Annotated in this window: 17 protein-coding genes; 11 read left to right on the top strand and 6 right to left on the bottom strand. The window is 65.3% G+C overall.

The window, feature by feature from the left end; translation table 11 throughout:
* Window positions 1–108: 108 nt before the first annotated feature.
* The 3 genes from PotMrB4_RS24525 to PotMrB4_RS24515 all read right to left on the bottom strand — a co-directional run bounded on the left by PotMrB4_RS24525 (window position 109) and on the right by PotMrB4_RS24515 (window position 5,966).
* Entirely contained in the window at window positions 109–2,919 is a 2,811-nt protein-coding gene (locus PotMrB4_RS24525; protein ID WP_172434703.1) for an FAD-binding and (Fe-S)-binding domain-containing protein, read from the bottom strand.
* A 68-nt stretch (window positions 2,920–2,987) separates the two neighbouring features.
* Window positions 2,988–4,133 carry an FMN-dependent L-lactate dehydrogenase LldD gene (gene lldD, locus PotMrB4_RS24520; protein WP_044413668.1) on the bottom strand — a complete coding sequence of 382 codons (1,146 nt, stop codon included), beginning with the start codon at window positions 4,131–4,133 and terminating at the stop codon, window positions 2,988–2,990.
* A 147-nt stretch (window positions 4,134–4,280) separates the two neighbouring features.
* Window positions 4,281–5,966, bottom strand: a complete 1,686-nt coding sequence (locus tag PotMrB4_RS24515; protein ID WP_107328323.1) for a lactate permease LctP family transporter — start codon at window positions 5,964–5,966, stop codon at window positions 4,281–4,283.
* A 315-nt stretch (window positions 5,967–6,281) separates the two neighbouring features.
* Here PotMrB4_RS24515 and PotMrB4_RS24510 point away from each other — a divergent pair, with 315 nt between their 5' ends.
* Window positions 6,282–7,049 (top strand): FCD domain-containing protein, encoded by a 768-nt coding sequence (locus PotMrB4_RS24510; protein ID WP_044413674.1) that lies wholly within the window; start codon window positions 6,282–6,284, stop codon window positions 7,047–7,049.
* A gap of 60 nt (window positions 7,050–7,109) precedes the next feature.
* Here the strand turns inward: PotMrB4_RS24510 and smpB are convergent, their stop codons facing one another.
* Window positions 7,110–7,589 (bottom strand): SsrA-binding protein SmpB, encoded by a 480-nt coding sequence (smpB, locus tag PotMrB4_RS24505; RefSeq protein WP_044413676.1) that lies wholly within the window; start codon window positions 7,587–7,589, stop codon window positions 7,110–7,112.
* Between the two features lie 148 nt (window positions 7,590–7,737).
* On the opposite strand from smpB, the gene PotMrB4_RS24500 reads away from it, so the two are divergent.
* Together PotMrB4_RS24500 and PotMrB4_RS24495 are read left to right on the top strand one after the other, a co-directional pair.
* Window positions 7,738–8,172, top strand: a complete 435-nt coding sequence (locus PotMrB4_RS24500; protein WP_069561650.1) for a type II toxin-antitoxin system RatA family toxin — start codon at window positions 7,738–7,740, stop codon at window positions 8,170–8,172.
* Window positions 8,165–8,485 carry an RnfH family protein gene (locus PotMrB4_RS24495; protein ID WP_172434702.1) on the top strand — a complete coding sequence of 107 codons (321 nt, stop codon included), beginning with the start codon at window positions 8,165–8,167 and terminating at the stop codon, window positions 8,483–8,485. The genes PotMrB4_RS24500 and PotMrB4_RS24495 overlap by 8 nt, the downstream gene beginning before the upstream one ends.
* 95 nt (window positions 8,486–8,580) lie before the next feature.
* On the opposite strand, the gene PotMrB4_RS24490 is transcribed toward PotMrB4_RS24495, so the two are convergent.
* Window positions 8,581–9,102, bottom strand: a complete 522-nt coding sequence (locus PotMrB4_RS24490) for an outer membrane protein assembly factor BamE (RefSeq protein WP_074970392.1) — start codon at window positions 9,100–9,102, stop codon at window positions 8,581–8,583.
* A 96-nt stretch (window positions 9,103–9,198) separates the two neighbouring features.
* On the opposite strand from PotMrB4_RS24490, the gene fur reads away from it, so the two are divergent.
* On the top strand, window positions 9,199–9,603 hold the full coding sequence (gene fur, locus PotMrB4_RS24485; RefSeq protein WP_044413688.1) for a ferric iron uptake transcriptional regulator: 405 nt from the start codon (window positions 9,199–9,201) through the stop codon (window positions 9,601–9,603).
* Between the two features lie 54 nt (window positions 9,604–9,657).
* On the opposite strand, the gene recN is transcribed toward fur, so the two are convergent.
* The gene (gene recN, locus PotMrB4_RS24480) at window positions 9,658–11,331 is read right to left on the bottom strand and encodes a DNA repair protein RecN (protein WP_074970390.1); all 1,674 of its coding nucleotides are present in this window, start codon (window positions 11,329–11,331) and stop codon (window positions 9,658–9,660) included.
* A 155-nt stretch (window positions 11,332–11,486) separates the two neighbouring features.
* Here recN and grpE point away from each other — a divergent pair, with 155 nt between their 5' ends.
* From grpE to greA, 7 genes are all read left to right on the top strand, one after another.
* Window positions 11,487–12,053: a nucleotide exchange factor GrpE gene (grpE, locus tag PotMrB4_RS24475; RefSeq protein WP_044413691.1), complete on the top strand. Its 567-nt coding sequence runs from the start codon at window positions 11,487–11,489 to the stop codon at window positions 12,051–12,053.
* 103 nt (window positions 12,054–12,156) lie between these two features.
* Window positions 12,157–14,067: a molecular chaperone DnaK gene (gene dnaK, locus PotMrB4_RS24470; protein WP_172434701.1), complete on the top strand. Its 1,911-nt coding sequence runs from the start codon at window positions 12,157–12,159 to the stop codon at window positions 14,065–14,067.
* A gap of 121 nt (window positions 14,068–14,188) precedes the next feature.
* Window positions 14,189–15,316 (top strand): molecular chaperone DnaJ, encoded by a 1,128-nt coding sequence (dnaJ, locus tag PotMrB4_RS24465; protein WP_044413696.1) that lies wholly within the window; start codon window positions 14,189–14,191, stop codon window positions 15,314–15,316.
* 82 nt (window positions 15,317–15,398) lie between these two features.
* Window positions 15,399–16,202: a 4-hydroxy-tetrahydrodipicolinate reductase gene (gene dapB, locus PotMrB4_RS24460; protein ID WP_172434700.1), complete on the top strand. Its 804-nt coding sequence runs from the start codon at window positions 15,399–15,401 to the stop codon at window positions 16,200–16,202.
* 196 nt (window positions 16,203–16,398) lie between these two features.
* Window positions 16,399–17,535, top strand: coding sequence for a glutamine-hydrolyzing carbamoyl-phosphate synthase small subunit (gene carA / locus PotMrB4_RS24455; RefSeq protein ID WP_044413703.1), 1,137 nt, complete (start codon window positions 16,399–16,401; stop codon window positions 17,533–17,535).
* 35 nt (window positions 17,536–17,570) lie between these two features.
* Window positions 17,571–20,792: a carbamoyl-phosphate synthase large subunit gene (gene carB / locus PotMrB4_RS24450; protein ID WP_172434699.1), complete on the top strand. Its 3,222-nt coding sequence runs from the start codon at window positions 17,571–17,573 to the stop codon at window positions 20,790–20,792.
* Window positions 20,789–21,262 (top strand): transcription elongation factor GreA, encoded by a 474-nt coding sequence (greA, locus tag PotMrB4_RS24445; RefSeq protein ID WP_172434698.1) that lies wholly within the window; start codon window positions 20,789–20,791, stop codon window positions 21,260–21,262. The genes carB and greA overlap by 4 nt, the downstream gene beginning before the upstream one ends.
* Window positions 21,263–21,265 lie beyond the last annotated feature (3 nt).

Here is a 21,265-nt window from a genome sequence, read left to right as displayed (position 1 = left end):
TGCGCACACACGTTGCTGTCGGGAATCGCAGTTGCAGGGCTGTGAAGAACCATAAAAAAGCCCCGCTCGAGGCGGGGCGCAATCCGTGCCGGGCACGGCTCTTGAGGTTCAGTCCGCGCGGGGGCGGGTGACCCGGTCCACCAGGTAGACCAGGCCGTGGTAGTCGATGCCGCTGTGGTGGCTGAGGCCGATCTCGCAGGTGCGGCTGGTGGAGACGCCTTCCTCGCAGATCTGCACGGCGTCCTTCAGGCTGCGCAGGGCGTGGCCGTTGAGCTCCGGGGTGGTGAAGCCCTTGTCGCCGGCGAAGCCGCAGCAGTGGATGCCTTCGGGGACGACCACCTGACGGGTGCAGCGGCTGACCAGGTCGATCAGCGCCTGGGATTCGCCCAGGTGCTGGGTGCTGCAGGTGACGTGGACGGCCACCGGCTGCTCCTGGGGGGTGAACTCCAGGCGGTCGAGCAGGTGGGTGCGGATGAACTTAACCGGGTCGTGGATCTTCAGCCGGGGGTCGTCCAGGTCCTGCACCAGGCGCAGGGTGCAGGGGCTGGTGTCGCAGTAGATCGGGTCGAGGCCGCCGCGGCTGGCGCGCAGCAGTTCGGCCAGCAGTTCGTCGCGCTTGTCGTCGGCCTGGCGGGCGTAGCCCTTGGAGGCGAAGGGTTGGCCGCAGCAGAGGTTGTCGGCGTTGTCGGGGAAGACCACCTGGTAGCCGGCCTTCTCCAGCAGCTGGCGGGTCTTGTCCATCAGCGGCATCTGTTCGTCGGCACCGGCGGCCGGGCCCATGGCGCGGGAGACGCAGGCGGTGAGGTAGACCACGCGTGGGCGCTCGCCCACGGGGCTGGCGGCCGGTGGGGCGAAGCGCACCGGTTGCGGCATGGCCGGGGTCCACTGGGGCAGGCGTTCGCCACTGGCGCGGTGCAGGGCACCGCTGAGGCGCGCCAGGCGCGGGGCGCCGAGCACGGCTCGGGTGAGGTTGGCGGTGGCCAGCAGCAGGCGCGCGCCCTTGAGGGTGGTGGCGAAGTTGCGCGCGAGCCAGGTGGCGGTGCCGGGGCGGTGGGCGTGTTCGCCACGCAGCTTGCGCACCAGGTCGCCGGTGTTGATGCCGACGGGGCAGCGCTGGGCGCAGAGGCCGGTGGCGGCGCAGGTGTCGATGCCCTGGTAGGCGAAGGCCTCTTCCAGCTCGCGGGTGTCGATGCCGGCGCGCTTGCGGGCCTGGATGTCACGCCAGATCACGATGCGCTGGCGTGGGCTGAGGGTCAGGCCCTTGGAGGGGCAGACCGGCTCGCAGAAGCCGCATTCGATGCACTTGTCGACGATCTCGTCGGCGGCGGGCAGCGGTTTGAGGTTCTTCAGGTGCAGTTCGCGGTCGTCGCTGAGGATGACGCCGGGGTTGAGGATGCCGGTGGGGTCGAGCAGGCGCTTGAGCTGCCACATCAGCTGGTAGGCGTCGTGTCCCCATTCCAGTTCGACGAAGGGCGCCATGTTGCGGCCGGTGCCGTGTTCGGCCTTTAGGGCGCCGCCGAATTCGACGGCGACCAGTTGGGCGACGTCCTGCATGAAGGCGTCGTAGCGGGCGACCTGTTCGGGGCTGTCGAAGCCCTGGGTGAAGACGAAGTGCAGGTTCCCTTCCAGGGCGTGGCCGAAGAGGATCGCTTCGTCGTAGCGGTGCTTGTCGAACAGTTCGATGAGGCGGTTGACGCCGGCGGCGAGCTGTTCGACGGGGAAGGTGACGTCTTCGATGATCACCGTGGTGCCGGTCTGGCGCACGGCGCCGACGGCGGGGAAGGTGTCTTTGCGGATCTTCCACAGCTGGTTGTAGACGACCGGGTCTTCGCTGAAGTCGACCTTCTGCTCCACCGGGAAGTCGGCGATGGAGGCGGTGATGCGGGCGAGCTGTTCGTGCAGCAGGCTGGCGCTGGCGGCGCGGGATTCGATGAGCAGGGCGCAGGCGCTGGCGGAGAGGCCCTTGACCCAGGTGGGCATGCCGGGCTTGTCCTGCACGGAGCGCAGGCTGCGGCGGTCCAGCAGTTCGACGGCGGAGACCGGTTGCTGCTTGAGCACGGGGACGGCGCGGCAGCAGGTTTCCACGTCGGGGAAGACGATCAGCGCGGAGGCCTTGTGCGGGTGCTCGGGCACGGTGTCGTAGGTGACGGCGCTGATGAAGCCGAGAGTGCCTTCGGAGCCCACCAGCAGGTGGGTGAGGATGTCCAGCGGCTGGTCGTAGTCCACCAGGGCGTTGAGGGACAGGCCGGTGGTGTTCTTCAGGCGGTACTTGTGGCGGATCTTCGCGGCCAGTTCGGTGTTGGCGCGGGTCTGCCGGCCGAGTTCGGCCAGGCGCTCCAGCAGCTCGCCGTGGCTGGCCTGGAAGGCGGCGACGCTGGCCGGGTCTTCGCTGTCCAGCAGGGTGCCGTCGGCCAGCACCAGGCGCAGGCCGGCGAGGGTGTGGTAGCTGTTCTGGGCGGTGCCGCAGCACATGCCGCTGGCGTTGTTGGCGACGATGCCGCCGATCTTGCAGGCGTTGATGGAGGCCGGGTCGGGGCCGATCTTGCGGCCGTAGGGGGCGAGCCAGGCATTGGCCTGGGCGCCGATGACGCCGGGCTGCAGGCGGATCTGTGCGCCGCCCTGGCGGATGTCGCGGCCGTTCCAGTTGTCACCGAGGACGATCAGTACCGAGTCGCTGATGGCCTGGCCGGAGAGGCTGGTGCCGGCGGCGCGGAAGGTGACGGGCACCTGTTCGGCGTGGGCGGCCTTGAGCAGGGTGATGACTTCGGCTTCGCTCTCGACCCGCACCACCAGCTTGGGGATGAGGCGGTAGAAGCTGGCGTCGGTGCCGAAGGCGAGGGTGGAGAGCGCATCGTCGAAGCGCCGGTCGCGGGGGATCAGGCGCTCGACGGTGTGCAGGAAGGCGGCGGGCAGGCTCATCGGTCAGGTCCTGTCATCAACGGTGGGGTGCGGGCCGCTTGGGCGGCCTCGTCTTGGATGGACGCCGTTCAGCGGGGCAGGTCGCGCACCAGTGAGTCGGCGTTGATCTCGGCGATGGACTTGGCACCGGTGAGCACCATGGCCACGCGCATTTCCTTTTCGATCAGGTCCAGCAGGTTGCTCACGCCGGCGCCGCCGGCGGCGGCCAGGGCGTAGACGAAGGCGCGGCCGAGCATGACGGTGTCGGCGCCGAGGGCGAGCATGCGCACGACGTCGAGGCCGGTGCGGATGCCGGAGTCGGCGAGGATCTTCAGCTCGCCCTTGACGGCGTCGGCGATGGCGGGCAGGGCGCGGGCGCTGGAGAGCACGCCGTCGAGCTGCCGGCCGCCGTGGTTGGAGACGATGATGCCGTCGGCGCCGAAGGTGACGGCGTCACGGGCGTCCTCGGGGTCGAGGATGCCCTTGATGACCATGGGGCCTTGCCAGAAGTCGCGGATCCATTCGAGGTCCTTCCAGGAAATGGAGGGGTCGAAGTTGGCGCCGAGCCAGCCGATGTAGTCGGCTAGGCCGGTGGGGTTGCCGCGGTAGGTGGAGATGTTGCCGAGGTCGTGGGGCTTGCCCAGCAGGCCGACGTCCCAGGCCCAGGCGGGGTGGGTCATGGCTTGCAGCACGCGGCGCAGCGGGGCGTTGGGGCCGCTCATGCCGGAGTGGGCGTCGCGGTAGCGGGCGCCGGGCACGGGCATGTCGACGGTGAAGACGAGGGTGGTGACGCCGGCGGCCTTGGCGCGCTCCAGGGCGTTGCGCATGAAGCCGCGGTCCTTGAGCACGTAGAGCTGGAACCACATGGGCCGGTCGATGGCCGGGGCGACTTCTTCGATCGGGCACACCGAGACGGTGGAGAGGGTGAAGGGGATGCCCTTGGCCGCTGCGGCCTTGGCGGCCTGCACTTCGCCGCGCCGGGCGTACATGCCGGTGAGGCCGACGGGGGCGAGGGCGACGGGCATGGCGAGGGTTTCGCCGAACAGTTGGGTTTCGAGGCTCAGCTCGGACATGTTCCGCAGCACGCGCTGGCGCAGGGCGATGTCGGCCAGGTCCTGCACGTTTCGGCGTAGGGTGTGCTCGGCGTAGGCGCCGCCGTCGATGTAGTGGAACAGGAAGGGCGGCAGCTTGCGTTGGGCGGCGGCGCGGTAGTCGGTGGAGGCGGAGATGATCATGGGCTCTTCCGTTTTGGCAGAAAACGTGGATCGGGCGCGCTGGAGCGATACAGGGCGGAAATGGCCGGGGGAGCCGAGCCTACCTATGTAGGCGAGCCTCCCCGAGGCCATTCCCTTGCTGCATCACCGACGCGCAGCCGGCCCTGGTCAGTGAACCAGCATGCCGGTGAACACATAGGCCTGCGCCAGGGTGATCAGACCGACCATGGCGGCGAACAGCAGGCTGTGCTTCAGGGTGAAGCGGAACAGGTCCGATTCCTTGCCGACCATGCCGGTGGCGGCGCAGGCCACGGCGATGGACTGCGGGGAGATCATCTTGCCGGTGACGCCACCGCTGGTGTTGGCGGCGACCAGGAGGGTGTCGTTGACGCCGATCTGGTGGGCGGTGGTGGCCTGCAGCGAGCCGAACAGGGCGTTGGAGGAGGTGTCGGAACCGGTCAGGAACACGCCCAGCCAGCCGAGGAACGGCGAGAAGAACGGGAAGGCCGCGCCAGTGCCGGCCAGCACCAGCGCCAGGGTAGTGGACATGCCGGAGAAGTTGGTGACGAAGGCGAAGGCCAGCACCATGCCGATGGAGAGGATCGGCAGTTTCAGCTCGACGAAGGTTTCACCAAGACTGGTCAGACCATTTTTAAAGTTGATCTTCAGGACCAGCATGGAGACCACGGCGGAGAGGAAGATCGCGGTGCCGGTGGCGGAGATCGGGTCGAACTTGTAGACGGCCGGAATCGCGGTGGCGGTGGCGACGATGGGGGCGCCTTTCATCACCAACTGGTCCAGGTGCGGGATGGCGAACATGAAGACGAAGTGCTCCAGCGCGCCACCCGGGGCGAACAGGGCCTTGAACGGCTTCAGGGTCCAGATGGTCACCAGCACGGTGAGGATCAGGAAGGGCGACCAGGCCTTGAGGATCTCGCCGAAGCTGTAGGGCGACGGGGTGGTGCTGCGCGGGCCGCCGAAGCCGCCCATGACGGCTGCACCGCCGGAGACGCCGACCACTTCACGGTCTTCGGCGCGCTTGGGTTGCCACACCTTGAGGAACAGGGTCAGGGATACCAGGCTCACCAGGGCAGAGGTGATGTCGGGCAGTTCCGGGCCGATGAAGTTGGAGGTGAAGTACTGGGTGATGGCGAAGCTGGCACCGGCGACGAGGGCGGCCGGCCAGGTTTCCTTGATGCCGCGCCAGCCATCCATCATGGCCACCAGCCAGAACGGCACGATGATCGACAGGAAGGGCAGTTGGCGGCCGGTCATGGCGCCGATCTTGAAGGCGTCGATGCCGGTGACCTGGCCCGCGACGATGATCGGGATGCCGAGGGCGCCGAAGGCCACCGGTGCGGTGTTGGCGATCAGGCACAGGCCGGCGGCGTAGAGCGGGTTGAAGCCCAGGCCCACTAGCAGCGCGGCGGTGATGGCCACGGGGGCGCCGAAGCCGGCGGCTCCTTCGAGGAAGGCGCCGAAGGAGAAGCCGATCAGCAGCACCTGCAGGCGCTGGTCGTCGGTGATGGACAGCACGGAGCTGCGAATCACTTCGAACTGGCCGCTCTTGACGGTGAGTTTGTAGAGGAACACTGCGGCGACGATGATCCAGGCGATGGGCCAGAGGCCGTAGGCGAAGCCGTAGCCGGCGGCGGCGAAGGCCATGTCGACCGGCATCTTGAAGGCGAAGATCGCGACCGCGAGGGACAGGGCCAGGGTGATGGTGCCTGCGATGTAGCCCTTCATGCGGAACACGGCGAGGGCGAGGAAGAAGAACACGATGGGGATCAAGGCGACCAGCGCGGACAGGCCGAGGCTGCCGAGCGGGGTGTAGATCTGTTGCCAAGCTTGCATTCGGGTGGCTCCCTGATTGTTTTTGGAGTGCCTGTTGGCCTTCCGGAGTCGTTGCGCTCGTGGCGCAGCAGCAGGCAATTGCTCTCCGTTCGGCGTTTTCGTCGAATTGGTATTACCAATTTACAAAGTCGACGGCTCAGGGTAAAAGCCCTCCTATTGACCTGTCAATTTCGTGTCCTACAACTTTGGTCGAGCGCATGGGGCTCATCTGCGCCTTGTGGATGGCGATGGCGCTGGTTAGGCTGCCGCGCTGAATGAGCTGGGCTGCCATGGCAGGCGGCTGGAACGGGAACGGAACGGTGGTTCGGGAGGGGTATGGGATTCGGTCAGGTGCGTCAGCGCCGTCTGTCGGATGACATCGTCGATCACCTCGAGGCGATGATCCTCGAGGGGACCCTGAAAGCAGGCGAGCGGCTGCCGGCGGAGCGTGTGCTGGCCGAGCAGTTCGGGGTGTCGCGCCCGTCCCTGCGGGAGGCGATCCAGAAGCTGGTGGCCAAGGGGCTGCTGGTGAGCCGGCAGGGCGGTGGCAACTACGTGTCGGCGGAGCTGGGGTCGACCTTCAGCGATCCGCTGCTGAAGCTGCTGGAGGGCAACCCCGACGCGCAGCGCGATCTGCTGGAGTTCCGCCATACGCTGGAAGGTTCCTGCGCCTACTACGCGGCGTTGCGGGCGACGGCGGTTGACCATGAGCGCCTGGGCGAGGCTTTCGAGGCGCTGCAGGCCTGCTATTCGCCGGGCAGCCAGGCGACCCGGGAGGAGGAGGGCGCCGCCGATGCGCGCTTCCACCTGGCGATTGCCGAGGCCAGCCACAATGCGGTGCTGCTGCACACCATCCGTGGGCTGTTCGATCTGCTCAAGCACAACGTGGTGACCAACATCGGCGGGATGTACCTGCAGCGCAGCGAGACCCGCGACATGCTGATGGCCCAGCATCGGGCGCTGTACGAGGCGATCATCGAGCGGCGTGCGGAGGAGGCGCGGGAGGTGTCCCATCGCCACATCGACTACGTGCAGGAAGTGCTGGCCGAGGGGCGGCTGGAAGCGGTGCGCCTGGAGCGGGCGCAGCGGCGCCAGGGCATCTGAGTCGTCAGTGCGCGCAAACGAAAACGCCGGGCAATGCCCGGCGTTTCTGTCTGGCGAGGATCACTCCTTGCCTTTGGTGCGCATGGCGCGCTCGATCTCGCGGTCGGAGTCGCGTTCCTTCTCCGTGGCGCGCTTGTCGAATTCCTTCTTGCCCTTCACCAGGGCGATCTCGCACTTGATCAGGTGGGCCTTCCAGTACAGCGAGAGGGCGACGCAGGTGTAGCCCTTCTGCTGGACGGCGCCGAACAGCTTGCCCAGTTCGCGCTTGTGCAGCAGCAGCTTGCGGGTGCGCACGGGGTCGGCGATGACGTGGGTGCTGGCGGTCTTCAGCGGGGTGATGTGGCTACCGAGCAGCCAGGCCTCGCCGTCCTTCAGCAGTACGTAGCTGTCCACCAGTTGGGCCTTGCCGGCACGGAGGCTCTTGACCTCCCAGCCTGCCAGCGCGAGGCCTGCCTCGAAGCGCTGCTCGACGAAGTAGTCGTGCAGGGCCTTCTTGTTCTGTGCGATGGAGCCTTGGGATTGTTTCTTTTGCTTAGCCATAGGCGCGGCATTATAGGGAGTCGCTCGCCAGCCCGCTACGGCGGCGTAGGCTTGAGCGCGTTGGGCGAATCCCCGACAATGCGCGCTCTTTTTTTGACCAGCCGTGTTGCCCCTGCTGCAGCCGACTGACTGACGTTCAGAGGCTCCGATGTCCACGCATATCCAGCGTTCCGCGCTGCTCCCCTATCCCGCCAAGGCGCTCTACGACCTGGTCAACGATGTGGTGCGCTACCCCGAATTCCTGCCCTGGTGCGCGAGCAGCGAGGTGCTGGAGTCGAGCGAGTCGCACATGGTGGCCAGCCTGGGCGTGGCCAAGGGCGGGATCAGTCAGCGCTTCGTCACCCGCAATGTGCTGGTGGAGGGGGCGAGCATCGAGATGAACCTGGAGGAAGGGCCGTTCACCGAGCTGCATGGGGTCTGGCACTTCAAGGCGCTGGGGGAGAAGGCCTGCAAGATCAGCCTGGACCTGTCCTTCGACTACGCCGGGCCGATCGTCAAGGCGACCCTGGGGCCGTTGTTCAACCAGGCGGCGAATACCTTGGTGGATGCTTTCTGCCAGCGGGCCAAGCAGCTGTATGGCTGAGTCGCTGATCACCGTCGAGGTGGCGTGCGCGCTGCCTGATCGTCAGCGCCTGGTGCGGCTGGATGTGCCGGCCGGCACGACGTTGCGCCAGGCCGTGTTGATGGCGGGGCTGGCGGATGCGTTTCCCGACCTGGACCTGGCGGCTGCGCCGCTGGGCATCTTCGGCAAGGCGGCGCAGGACGCCGAGGCTCGGCAGGTCGAGGCGGGGGATCGCATCGAGGTCTATCGCCCCCTGGTGGCCGATCCGAAGGAGGTGCGCAAGGCGCGTGCCGCGCGTGCGGCTCAGGCCAGGGGAGAGGGTCGGGGCGATTGATCGGCGTCTGAGGACGCTGCGGCTGTCGGCCCTTCTCGATCAGGCAGGTACAAAAAAGCCCGGAACCAGTCCGGGCTTTTTCATGGGTGCTGCAGTTACTGCGGCGTGGTGTCCAGGGGTTCCGGGATCGGGACCGGTACGGTTTCCACCTGGTCCACTTCCTTCTGGATCTGCTCCAGCAGCGAACCAGGCTTGGCTTTCTCTTCCGGCTTCTGCTGGGTGGGTTTGTTCGGGGTGACCTGGTTGTTGCCGTCGCTGCCGAGGATCGCCTCGTCGCGGCTGACGCCAGGCATGAAGTCACCGCCCAGGCCGATCAACTGGTCGTTGCCGTCGAACAGCAGGGTGACGCGCTCCTGCTGACGCTGGCCGCCGCCGGGCTGGATGCTGTAGAGGTAATCCCAGCGATTGGCGTGGAAGGTATCGAGAATCAAGGGGTTGCCCATGATAAACCGCACTTGGCGCCGGGTCATTCCGGGCTTCAACTGGTCTATCATGTCCTGCGTTACGACGTTGCCTTGCTGGATGTCGATCTTGTAGACACCGGGAAACGAACAACCGGCGAGTGCGAGCAGGCCTGCAAATGAGAGGCTGGTCAGCAGGAGCTTGGTGTTTTGCATCGGTGGGTGACTTCCACTATCTTGGCTGGGCAACGAAAATCCGATCATACCCGCATTGAGGGAAGCTGCGAAGCAGCATCCACGAGAAAGCTGACCATGGTTGAAAATAACGAACTTCGCAAAGCCGGTCTGAAGGTCACCCTGCCTCGGGTGAAGATCCTTCAGATGCTCGACTCCGCCGATCAGCGTCACATGAGTGCCGAGGATGTGTACAAGGCACTGATGGAAGCCGGCGAGGACGTAGGCCTTGCGACGGTCTACCGCGTGCTTACCCAGTTCGAGGCTGCCGGCCTCGTCGTCCGCCACAACTTCGATGGCGGCCATGCCGTGTTCGAACTGGCTGACAGCGGCCACCACGACCACATGGTCTGCGTGGACTCCGGTGAGGTCATCGAATTCATCGACGCCGAAATCGAAAAGCGGCAGAAAGAGATCGTGAAAGAGCACGGCTTCGAGCTCGTCGATCACAATCTGGTGCTGTACGTGCGCAAGAAGAAGTGATTTCCGCCCCATGAAAAAGGCGACCTCGGGTCGCCTTTTTCATGCCTGCGCGAATCAGTGGCGGGCGCTGGTGACCATCTTGCGGGCGTGGGCGATGGACTCTTCGGTGAGATCGACGCCGCCCAGCATGCGGGCGATCTCCTCCACGCGCGCCGCGTCGTCGAGGTTGGCGACGGCGGTGCGGGTTTCCTTGCTGCCGCGCTTCTTGTGCACGAAGAGGTGGTGATGGCCCTGGGCGGCCACCTGGGGCAGGTGGGTGACGGTGAGGACCTGGCCGCGTTCGCCCAGGCGCCGCAGCAACTGGCCGACCACTTCTGCAGTGGGGCCGCCGATGCCCACGTCCACTTCATCGAACACCAGGGTCGGTACCCGCGAGGTCTGTGCGGTGATGACCTGGATGGCCAGGCTGATCCGGGACAGCTCGCCGCCCGAGGCGACCTTGGCCAGGCCCTTGAGGGGCTGGCCCGGGTTGGCGCTGACCAGGAACTCCACCTGTTCCTGTCCGTTCGGCTGGGGTTCGTCGCTTTCGATACTGCGCAGCTCAATGCTGAAACGCCCGCCGGGCATGCCCAGGCGTTGCATCTCCGTCTCCACGGCCTTGGCCAGCTTGCCGGCCGCTTTGCCGCGCAACTGGCTCAGCTCGGCGGCTTTTGCTTGGTAGTGGCGAGCATAGGCCGCCAGTTCGTCCCCGAGGCGCTCCACCGCCTCGTCATCGGCATTGAGCGCTTCGATCTCCTCCAGCAGCGTGTGCTGCAGGTGAGGCAGTTCGCTGGGATGGATGCGGTGCTTGCGGGCCAGGGTGTAGAGCGTATCGAGGCGTTCTTCGACCTCCTGCTGGCGGTGCGGGTCGGCATCGAAATGGTCGATGAAGCGGTTGATCTCGCCGACCGCTTCTTCCACCTGGATCTGGGCGCTGGCCAGCAGGTTGACGGCTTCGGCAATGGGGCCCTGCTGGGCGTTGAAGGCCGTCAGGCGGTTGAGGCTGGAGGTGAGGGCGCTGAGGACGTTGCCGGCATCGCTCTCGCTGCACATGTCCAGTACCTGGCGGCAGCCGGCCAGCAGGCCTTCGGCGTTGGACAGGGTCTTGTGCTCGGCTTCCAGTTGCTCCAGTTCGTTGTCGCCGAGGGCCAGTTGTTCCAGTTCTTCCAACTGGTAGCTGAGCAATTGGTGGCGGGCGCGCTGCTCCTCGCTGTTGCGGGACAGGCGCTGGAGCTCCTGGCGGGTCTGGCGCCAGCGCTGGGCGGCGAGCTGGACCTGGCGGGCCAGGTCGCTGGCGCCGGCAAATTCGTCCAGCAGGCGCCGATGGGTGTCCGGCTTGAGCAGCGACTGATGCTCATGCTGGCTGTGGATGTCGATCAGCAGTTCGCCCAGTGCCTTGAGATCGCCCTGGGGGCAGGGCGTGCCGTTTATATAGGCACGGGAGCGGCCTTCTGCAGTGATGACCCGGCGCAGGATGCACGGGCCGTCGGTTTCCAGGTCCCGCTCGGCGAGCCAGGCGCGGGCTTCGGGGATGTCGCTCAGGTCGAAGCTGGCGAGGATGTCGGCCTTCTCCGCGCCGGGGCGGACGGCGCCGCTGTCGGCGCGGTCGCCCAGAGTCAGGCCGAGGGCGTCGAGCATGATCGACTTGCCCGCGCCGGTCTCGCCGGTGATCACGGTCATGCCGCCTTCGAGCTCAAGATCCAGATGCTCGACGATGGCGTAGTTGTGGACTGAGAGGTGGACCAGCATGGCGGGGACTCCCCTGGGCTTAGGCTGGCTATTTATACAGTGTTTGTTTTCCGGCTGACAATCGCCTGCTGCCCTTGAAGCGACAAATTGCGACCCCATATAGGCGGACAGATCGGCGGGTCATTCCCCGCCACCGTTTCAGTAAGGAGGAAGGCATGGCAGACGAACAGAACCTGGATACCCAGAACCCCGAGGTGAGCGCACCGGCTGACGTGGCGGGCGAGGACCTCGTGGCCCGCGTCCAGGCGCTGGAGGAGCAGCTGGCTGCGGCCCAGGACCAGTCCCTGCGTACCGCCGCCGAGCTGCAGAACATCCGCCGCCGTGCGGAGCAGGATGTCGAGAAGGCGCACAAGTTCGCCCTGGAGAAGTTCGCCAACGACCTGCTGCCGGTGGTCGACAGCCTGGAGCGTGGCCTGGAGCTGACCAGTGCCGAGGACGAGGCCGTTCGCCCTGTACGTGAAGGCGTCGAGCTGACCCTGAAGCTGTTCCACGACACCCTGAAGCGCTTCCAGGTCGAGGCCGTCGACCCCCATGGCGCTCCGTTCAACCCGGAGCACCACCAGGCGATGGCAATGGAAGAGAGCACCCATGTCGAGCCGGGTAGCGTCCTGAAGGTCTTCCAGAAGGGCTATCTGCTCAACGGCCGCCTGCTGCGCCCGGCTATGGTCGTAGTCAGCAAGGCCCCGGCCGAAGCGCCGCCGTCCATCGACGAGCAGGCTTGAAATCCGGCTCAGGGCCCCCATCTGGTAGTCCAAGCGTTCACATGCTGATGCGGCCCCCAAGCGAGCGGGGCCCTAAAGAAATCAAAGTTTCGGGAGAGAGAATATGGGCAAGATCATCGGTATCGACCTGGGTACCACCAACTCCTGCGTTTCCATTCTTGAGAATGGCAACGTCAAGGTGATCGAGAACGCCGAAGGCGCGCGTACCACCCCCTCGATCATCGCCTACACCAATGACGGCGAGATCCTGGTCGGTCAGTCCGCCAAGCGCCAGGCCGTCACCAACCCGCACAACACCCTGTACGCCGTGAAGCGCCTGATCGGTCGTCGCTTCGAAGAAGACGTCGTGCAGAAAGACATCAAGATGGTCCCCTACAAGATCGCCAAGGCCGACAACGGTGACGCCTGGGTCGAAGTGAAGGGCCAGAAGATGGCGCCTCCGCAAATCTCTGCGGAAGTGCTGAAGAAGATGAAGAAGACCGCCGAAGACTACCTCGGCGAGCCGGTGACCGAAGCCGTCATCACCGTTCCGGCCTACTTCAACGACAGCCAGCGCCAGGCCACCAAGGACGCCGGTCGTATCGCCGGCCTGGACGTCAAGCGCATCATCAACGAGCCTACCGCGGCAGCGCTGGCCTACGGCATGGACAAGGCCAAGGGCGACCACACCGTGATCGTCTATGACCTGGGTGGCGGTACCTTCGACGTGTCGGTCATCGAGATCGCCGAAGTGGACGGCGAGCACCAGTTCGAAGTGCTGGCCACCAACGGCGACACCTTCCTGGGTGGTGAGGACTTCGACATCCGCCTGATCGACTACCTCGTCGACGAGTTCAAGAAAGAGTCCGGCATGGACCTGAAGGGCGACCCGCTGGCCATGCAGCGCCTGAAAGAGGCTGCCGAGAAGGCCAAGATCGAGCTGTCCTCCAGCCAGCAGACCGACGTCAACCTGCCGTACATCACTGCAGACCAGACCGGTCCGAAGCACCTGAACGTGAAGATTTCCCGCGCCAAGCTGGAAGCCCTGGTGGAAGACCTGGTTGCTCGCACCATCGAGCCGTGCCGCATCGCGCTGAAAGATGCTGGCCTGGACGTGGGGGACATCCACGAAGTCATCCTGGTCGGTGGTCAGACCCGCATGCCGCTGGTGCAGAAGCAAGTTGCCGACTTCTTCGGCAAGGAAGCGCGCAAGGACGTCAACCCGGACGAAGCCGTCGCCATCGGTGCGGCCATCCAGGGTGCCGTACTGGCCGGTGACGTGAAGGACGTGCTGCTGCTCGACGTGAGCCCGCTGACCCTGGGCATCGAGACCCTGGGCGGCGTGATGACTCCGCTGATCGAGAAGAACACCACCATCCCGACCAAGAAGTCCCAGGTGTTCTCCACTGCCGACGACAACCAGTCCGCCGTGACCATTCACGTGCTGCAGGGTGAGCGCAAGCAGGCCGGCCAGAACAAGTCCCTGGGCAAGTTCGACCTGGCCGAGATCCCGCCGGCTCCGCGTGGCGTGCCGCAGATCGAAGTGACCTTCGACATCGACGCCAACGGCATCCTGCACGTGTCCGCCAAGGACAAGGCCACCGGCAAGCAGCAGTCCATCGTGATCAAGGCCAACTCCGGCCTGTCCGAGGAAGAAATCCAGCAGATGGTGCGTGACGCCGAAGCCAACGCCGAGGAAGACCGCAAGTTCGAAGAGCTGGCCGGTGCCCGTAACCAGGGCGATGCGCTGGTTCACGCCACCCGCAAGATGATCACTGAAGCGGGCGACAAGGCCACTGCTGAAGAGAAAGCGGCCATCGAGAAAGCCGTAGGCGAGCTGGAAGTTGCCGTGAAGGGCGATGACAAGGTCGAGATCGAAGCCAAGATGAACGCGCTGTCCCAGGCTTCCGCTCCGCTGGCGCAGAAGATGTACGCCGAGCAGGCCAAGGCCGGCGAGGGTGCTCCCGCAGGCGACGACAAGGCTGCCGACGATGCCGTCGACGCCGAGTTCGAAGAGGTCAAGGACAACAAGTAAGCGCCACGCTTGCTTGCGCTCCTGCCCCGGGCCGCTCGGCTCGGGGTGATTCGCCACGCGGGGGCTTGCTCCCGCGTCGGCGTGTCTGGAGGGCGCGAAACTTTCAGAGTGCAGAGAACCAATGGCTAAACGTGACTTTTACGAAATCCTCGGTGTGGAGCGTGGCGCCAGCGAGGCCGAGCTGAAGAAGGCCTATCGTCGCCTGGCCATGAAGTACCACCCGGACCGCAACCCGGGGGACAAGGAGTCCGAGGAGAAATTCAAGGAGGCCAACGAGGCCTACGAAATCCTCTCGGATGCCAGCAAGCGCGCGGCCTACGATCAGTACGGCCATGCCGGCGTCGATCCGCAGATGGGCGGCGGCGGTGGGGCGGGATTCGGTGGAGCCAGCTTCTCCGACATCTTCGGCGACGTGTTCAGCGACTTCTTCGGTGGCCAGCGTGGTGGCCAGCGTGGCGGTGCCCAGCGCGGCAGCGACCTGCGCTACACCCTTGAGCTGGATCTCGAAGAGGCGGTTCGCGGCACGACCGTGACCATCCGTGTGCCGACCCTGGTCAACTGCAAGACCTGCGATGGCTCCGGTGCGAAGAAAGGCACCAGCCCCGTCACCTGCACCACCTGCGGTGGTATTGGTCAGGTGCGCATGCAGCAGGGCTTCTTCTCCGTCCAGCAGACCTGCCCGCGCTGCCACGGCACCGGCAAGATGATCAGCGACCCGTGCGGCAGCTGCCATGGCCAGGGGCGTGTGGAAGAGCACAAGACCCTGTCGGTGAAGGTGCCGTCCGGCGTGGACACCGGCGACCGCATCCGCCTGTCCGGCGAAGGCGAGGCGGGTGTGATGGGCGGGCCGCCCGGCGACCTCTACGTGGTGGTCAACGTGCGCGAGCACCCGATCTTCCAGCGTGACGGCAAGCACCTGTACTGCGAGGTGCCGATCAGCTTCGCCGATGCGGCGCTGGGCGGTGAGCTGGAGGTGCCGACCCTGGACGGCCGCGTCAAACTGAAGATCCCCGAGGCGACCCAGACCGGCAAGCTGTTCCGTCTGCGTGGCAAGGGCGTTGCCCCTGTGCGGGGCGGTGGCGCGGGCGACCTGATGTGCCGCGTGGTGGTCGAGACGCCGGTGAACCTGGACAAGCGCCAGCGGGAACTACTGGAAGAGTTCCGCAAGAGCCTGCAGAGTGACGGCTCCCATTCGCCCAAGGCCAGCACCTGGTTCGAAGGCATGAAGCGCTTCTTTGGTGATCTTTGACGCAGGGCGCCAGGCGGCGCACGGCAGGCTTGGCCTGGTCGTGCGCGGGGCCTGGCGCTTCTAGCTTGGAGCTTTGTTCGTTATGCGACGTATTGCAGTGATGGGCGCCGCCGGGCGCATGGGCAAGACCCTGATCGAAGCGGTCCAGCAGAACCCGGGTGCCGGCCTGACCGCCGCCATCGATCGACCCGACAGCACCCTGGTGGGGGCTGATGCAGGTGAGCTGGCCGCCCTGGGGCGTATCGGCGTGCCGCTCTCGGGCGACCTGGCCAAGGTGGTGGACGAGTTCGACGTGCTGATCGACTTCACCCACCCGTCGGTGACCCTGAAGAACCTGGAGGTCTGTCGCCAGGCGGGCAAGGCCATGGTCATCGGCACCACCGGTTTCACCGCCGAGGAGAAGGCGCTGCTGGCTGATGCGGCCAAGCAGATCCCCATCGTCTTTGCCGCCAACTTCAGTGTCGGGGTGAATCTCTGCCTCAAGCTGCTGGACACCGCTGCGCGGGTGCTCGGCGACGAAGTGGACATCGAGATCATCGAAGCCCATCACCGCCACAAGGTGGATGCCCCCTCCGGCACCGCGCTGCGCATGGGTGAGGTGGTGGCCGAGGCCCTGGGGCGCGACCTGTCGAAGGTGGCGGTCTATGGGCGTGAAGGTCAGACGGGCGCTCGCGAGCGCGAAACCATCGGCTTTGCCACCGTGCGTGCAGGTGATGTGGTCGGCGACCATACCGTCCTGTTCGCGGCCGATGGCGAGCGCGTCGAGATCACCCACAAGGCGTCCAGTCGCATGACGTTCGCCCGTGGCGCCGTACGTGCCGCGCTGTGGCTGGATGGCCAGGGTGCCGGCCTGTACGACATGCAGGATGTGCTGGGTCTGCGCTGATTATTGGTCGCGGAATGCAGTTTGGTGATGTCTTTCCTGTGGACCGAAATGACGCATTCCTGTAAGCTGCAGCTTTAGTGTGTCCACTAAAAGTTACGCAGAAATGGCTCAGATAAAAAAGCGGGGTGACGGTATCAACGTCATCCCGCTTTTTTACAATCTGCGTTTGCTTCAGCCTTAGATACGGGAGGTCTTCTTGACTAAGCCAGCCATACTCGCGCTTGCCGACGGCAGCATTTTCCGCGGCGAGTCCATCGGGGCCGACGGCCAGACCATCGGAGAGGTGGTGTTCAACACTGCCATGACCGGCTACCAGGAAATCCTCACCGATCCTTCCTATGCGCAGCAGATCGTCACCCTGACCTATCCCCACATCGGCAACACCGGCATCACGCCGGAAGATGCCGAGTCCGACCGCGTCTGGGCCGCCGGCCTGATCATTCGCGACCTGCCGCTGCTGGCCAGCAACTGGCGCAGCAAGCAGTCCCTGCCGGAATACCTGCAGGCGACCGGTACCGTTGCGATCGCCGGGCTTGATACCCGTCGCCTGACCCGCATCCTGCGTGAGAAGGGCTCCCAGAACGGCTGCATCCTGGTCGGCGCCGATGCCACCGAGGAAAAGGCACTGGAACTGGCACGCAGCTTCCCGGGCCTGAAGGGCATGGACCTGGCCAAGGAAGTGACCTGCGAGAAGCCTTATGAATGGCGCTCCAGTGTCTGGAACCTGGAAAGCGACAGCCACCCCGAGATCGCTGCTGCTGAGCTGCCCTACCACGTGGTGGCCTATGACTACGGCGTGAAGCTGAACATCCTGCGCATGCTCGTCGCACGTGGCTGCCGCCTGACCGTGGTGCCGGCCAAGACTCCGGCCAAAGACGTGCTCGCCCTGAATCCGGACGGCGTCTTCCTGTCCAACGGCCCGGGTGACCCGGAGCCTTGCGACTACGCCATTGCCGCCATCAAGGAAATCCTCGAGACCGACATCCCGGTGTTCGGTATCTGCCTGGGCCACCAGTTGCTGGCCCTGGCCTCCGGTGCCCGCACCATGAAGATGGGCCACGGCCACCACGGTGCCAACCACCCGGTGCAGGACTTGGATTCCGGCGTGGTGATGATCACCAGCCAGAACCACGGTTTCGCCGTGGACGAGTCCAGCATGCCGGCCAACCTGCGTGCCACCCACAAGTCGCTGTTCGACGGCACCCTGCAGGGCATCGAGCGTACCGACAAGGTGGCCTTCAGCTTCCAGGGGCACCCCGAGGCGAGCCCCGGTCCGCACGATGTGGCTCCGCTGTTCGATCGCTTCATCGAAACCATGGCCAAGCGCCGCTGATCCTCGCCGACTGACCCAAGGATTCGAGTAAGACCATGCCAAAACGTACAGATATCAAAAGCATCCTGATCCTCGGCGCCGGCCCCATCGTCATCGGCCAGGCCTGCGAGTTCGACTACTCGGGCGCCCAGGCCTGCAAGGCCCTGAAGGAAGAAGGTTTCCGCGTCATTCTGGTGAACTCCAACCCGGCCACCATCATGACCGACCCGGCCATGGCCGACGCCACCTACATCGAGCCGATCAAGTGGCAGACCGTTGCCAAGATCATCGAGAAGGAGCGTCCTGACGCCCTCCTGCCCACCATGGGCGGCCAGACCGCGCTGAACTGCGCCCTGGACCTGGAGCGCCATGGCGTCCTGGAGAAGTTCGGCGTCGAGATGATCGGTGCCAACGCCGACACCATCGACAAGGCCGAGGACCGTTCGCGCTTCGACAAGGCCATGAAGGACATCGGCCTGGCCTGCCCGCGCTCCGGCATCGCCCACAGCATGGAAGAGGCCTATGGCGTCCTCGAGATGGTCGGTTTCCCTTGCATCATCCGTCCGTCCTTCACCATGGGCGGCACCGGTGGCGGCATCGCCTACAACCGTGAAGAGTTCGAAGAGATCTGCGCCCGTGGCCTGGACCTGTCCCCGACCAACGAGCTGCTGATCGACGAGTCCCTGATCGGCTGGAAGGAATACGAGATGGAGGTTGTCCGCGACAAGAAGGACAACTGCATCATCGTCTGCGCCATCGAGAACTTCGACCCGATGGGCGTGCACACCGGTGACTCCATCACCGTGGCGCCCGCGCAGACCCTGACCGACAAGGAATACCAGATCCTGCGCAACGCCTCCCTGGCGGTGCTGCGCGAGATCGGCGTGGAGACCGGCGGTTCCAACGTGCAGTTCGGCATCTGCCCGAACACCGGCCGCATGGTCGTGATCGAGATGAACCCGCGCGTATCCCGCTCCTCCGCCCTGGCCTCCAAGGCCACCGGCTTCCCGATCGCCAAGATCGCCGCCAAGCTGGCTGTCGGCTACACGCTGGACGAACTGCAGAACGACATCACCGGCGGTCGTACCCCGGCGTCCTTCGAGCCGGCCATCGATTACGTGGTGACCAAGGTTCCGCGCTTTGCCTTCGAGAAGTTCCCCAAGGCTGACGCCCGCCTGACCACCCAGATGAAGTCCGTGGGCGAAGTGATGGCCATCGGTCGCACCTTCCAGGAGTCCGTGCAGAAGGCCCTGCGTGGTCTGGAAGTCGGCGTTGCCGGCTTCGATCCCAAGCTGGACCTGGCCGACCCCGAGGCCGAGAGTATCCTCAAGCGCGAGCTGACCGTGCCGGGAGCCGAGCGTATCTGGTACGTGGCCGACGCATTCCGCGCCGGCAAGACGGTCGACGAAGTGTTCGACCTCACTCGCATTGACGAGTGGTTCCTGATCCAGATCGAAGACTTGGTGAAGGAAGAGCAGCAGGTGCAGACCCTGGGCCTGTCCGGGATCGACTACGAGCTGATGCGCCGCCTCAAGCGCAAGGGCTTCTCCGATGCGCGCCTCGCCAAGCTGCTGGGTGTCACCGAGAAGAACCTGCGGGCCCATCGCCACAAGCTGAAAGTGCTACCGGTTTACAAGCGCGTCGACACCTGTGCTGCCGAATTCGCCACCGACACCGCCTACATGTACTCGACCTACGAGGAAGAGTGCGAGGCGAACCCGTCCGGTCGCGACAAGATCATGATCCTGGGTGGCGGCCCCAACCGCATCGGCCAAGGCATCGAGTTCGACTACTGCTGCGTGCACGCCGCGTTGGCGATGCGCGAAGACGGCTACGAGACCATCATGGTCAACTGCAACCCGGAGACCGTCTCCACCGACTACGACACCTCGGATCGCCTGTATTTCGAGCCGGTGACCCTGGAAGACGTACTGGAGATCGTCCGCGTCGAGCAGCCCAAGGGCGTCATCGTGCAGTACGGCGGCCAAACCCCGCTGAAGCTGTGCCGCGCCCTCGAAGAGGCCGGCGTACCGATCATCGGCACCAGCCCGGATGCCATCGACCGTGCCGAAGACCGCGAGCGCTTCCAGCAGATGGTCCAGCGTCTCAACCTGCGCCAACCGGCCAACGCCACGGCCCGTAGCGAAGACGAAGCCCTGGCCCTGTCCAAGGGCATCGGCTACCCGATGGTGGTGCGTCCGTCCTACGTGCTGGGCGGCCGCGCGATGGAAATCGTCTACCAGGAAGAAGAGCTCAAGCGCTACATGCGTGAGGCCGTGAAGGTCTCCAACGACAGCCCGGTGCTGCTGGATCGCTTCCTCAACTGCGCCATCGAGGTGGACGTGGATGCGGTGTGCGACGGCGAAACCGTCGTGATCGGCGCGATCATGCAGCATATCGAGCAGGCTGGCGTGCACTCCGGTGACTCCGCGTGCTCGCTGCCGCCGTACTCGCTGCCGAAGCACATCCAGGACGAGATCCGCGAGCAGGTCAAGAAGATGGCCTTGGAGTTGGGCGTCGTCGGCCTGATGAACGTGCAGATGGCCGTGCAGGGCGAGGACATCTACGTGATCGAGGTGAACCCGCGCGCGTCCCGTACCGTGCCGTTCGTCTCCAAGTGCATCGGCGAGTCCCTGGCCAAGGTGGCCGCACGCGTCATGGCAGGCAAGAGCCTGGCTGAGGTCGGCTTCACCCAGGAGATCATTCCGCCGTTCTTCAGCGTCAAGGAGGCGGTGTTCCCCTTCGCCAAGTTCCCGGGCGTCGACCCGATCCTCGGCCCGGAAATGAAGTCCACTGGCGAGGTCATGGGCGTGGGTGATACCTTCGGCGAGGCCTTTGCCAAGGCCCAGCTCGGTGCCAGCGAGATCCTCCCGAACTCCGGTACTGCCTTCATCAGCGTGCGCGAAGACGACAAGGCCGAGGCCGTTCAAGTCGCTCGTGACCTGGTGGCGCTGGGCTTCGAGGTCGTGGCGACTGCCGGTACCGCGCGTGTCATCGAGGCCGCCGGCCTGCCGGTACGCCGGGTGAACAAGGTGACCGAAGGTCGTCCCCATGTGGTCGACATGATCAAGAACGACGAGGTCACCCTGATCATCAATACCACCGAGGGGCGTCAGTCCATTGCCGACTCCTACTCGATCCGTCGTAACGCCCTGCAGCACAAGATCTACTGCACCACCACCATCGCGGCGGGGCAGGCGGTCTGTGAGGCGCTCAAGTTCGGTCCCGAGAAGACCGTGCGCCGCTTGCAGGATCTCCATGCAGGAATCAACGCATGACCAAGTTTCCGATGACCATCCAGGGCGCTCAGGCCCTGGAAGACGAACTCAAGGCGCTCAAGATCGAGCGCCCGAAGATCAGCCAGGCCATTGCCGAGGCGCGTGAGCTGGGCGATCTCAAGGAGAACGCCGAGTACCATGCTGCTCGTGAGCAGCAGGGCCTGGCCGAGGCGCGCATCCGCGACATCGAGGCCAAGCTGTCCAACGCCCACATCATCGACATCACCACCATCCCCCACAGTGGCAAGGTGATCTTCGGTGCGACCGTGGACATCGCCAACGTCGAGACCGACGAAACCGTGACCTACCAGATCGTGGGTGACGACGAGGCCGACATCAAGCGTGGCAAGCTCTCGGTCAGCTCCCCCATCGCGCGAGCGCTGGTGGGCAAGGTCGAGGGTGATGTGGTGGTGGTGAAGACGCCCAGCGGTCTGGTCGAGTACGAGATCGTCGAGGTTCGCCATATCTGATCG

This window comes from Metapseudomonas otitidis, assembly GCF_011397855.1.
Taxonomy (GTDB): domain Bacteria; phylum Pseudomonadota; class Gammaproteobacteria; order Pseudomonadales; family Pseudomonadaceae; genus Metapseudomonas; species Metapseudomonas otitidis.
The sequence above is the reverse complement of the archived record's forward strand: the minus strand, read 5'-3'. Positions and strand labels throughout refer to the sequence as shown.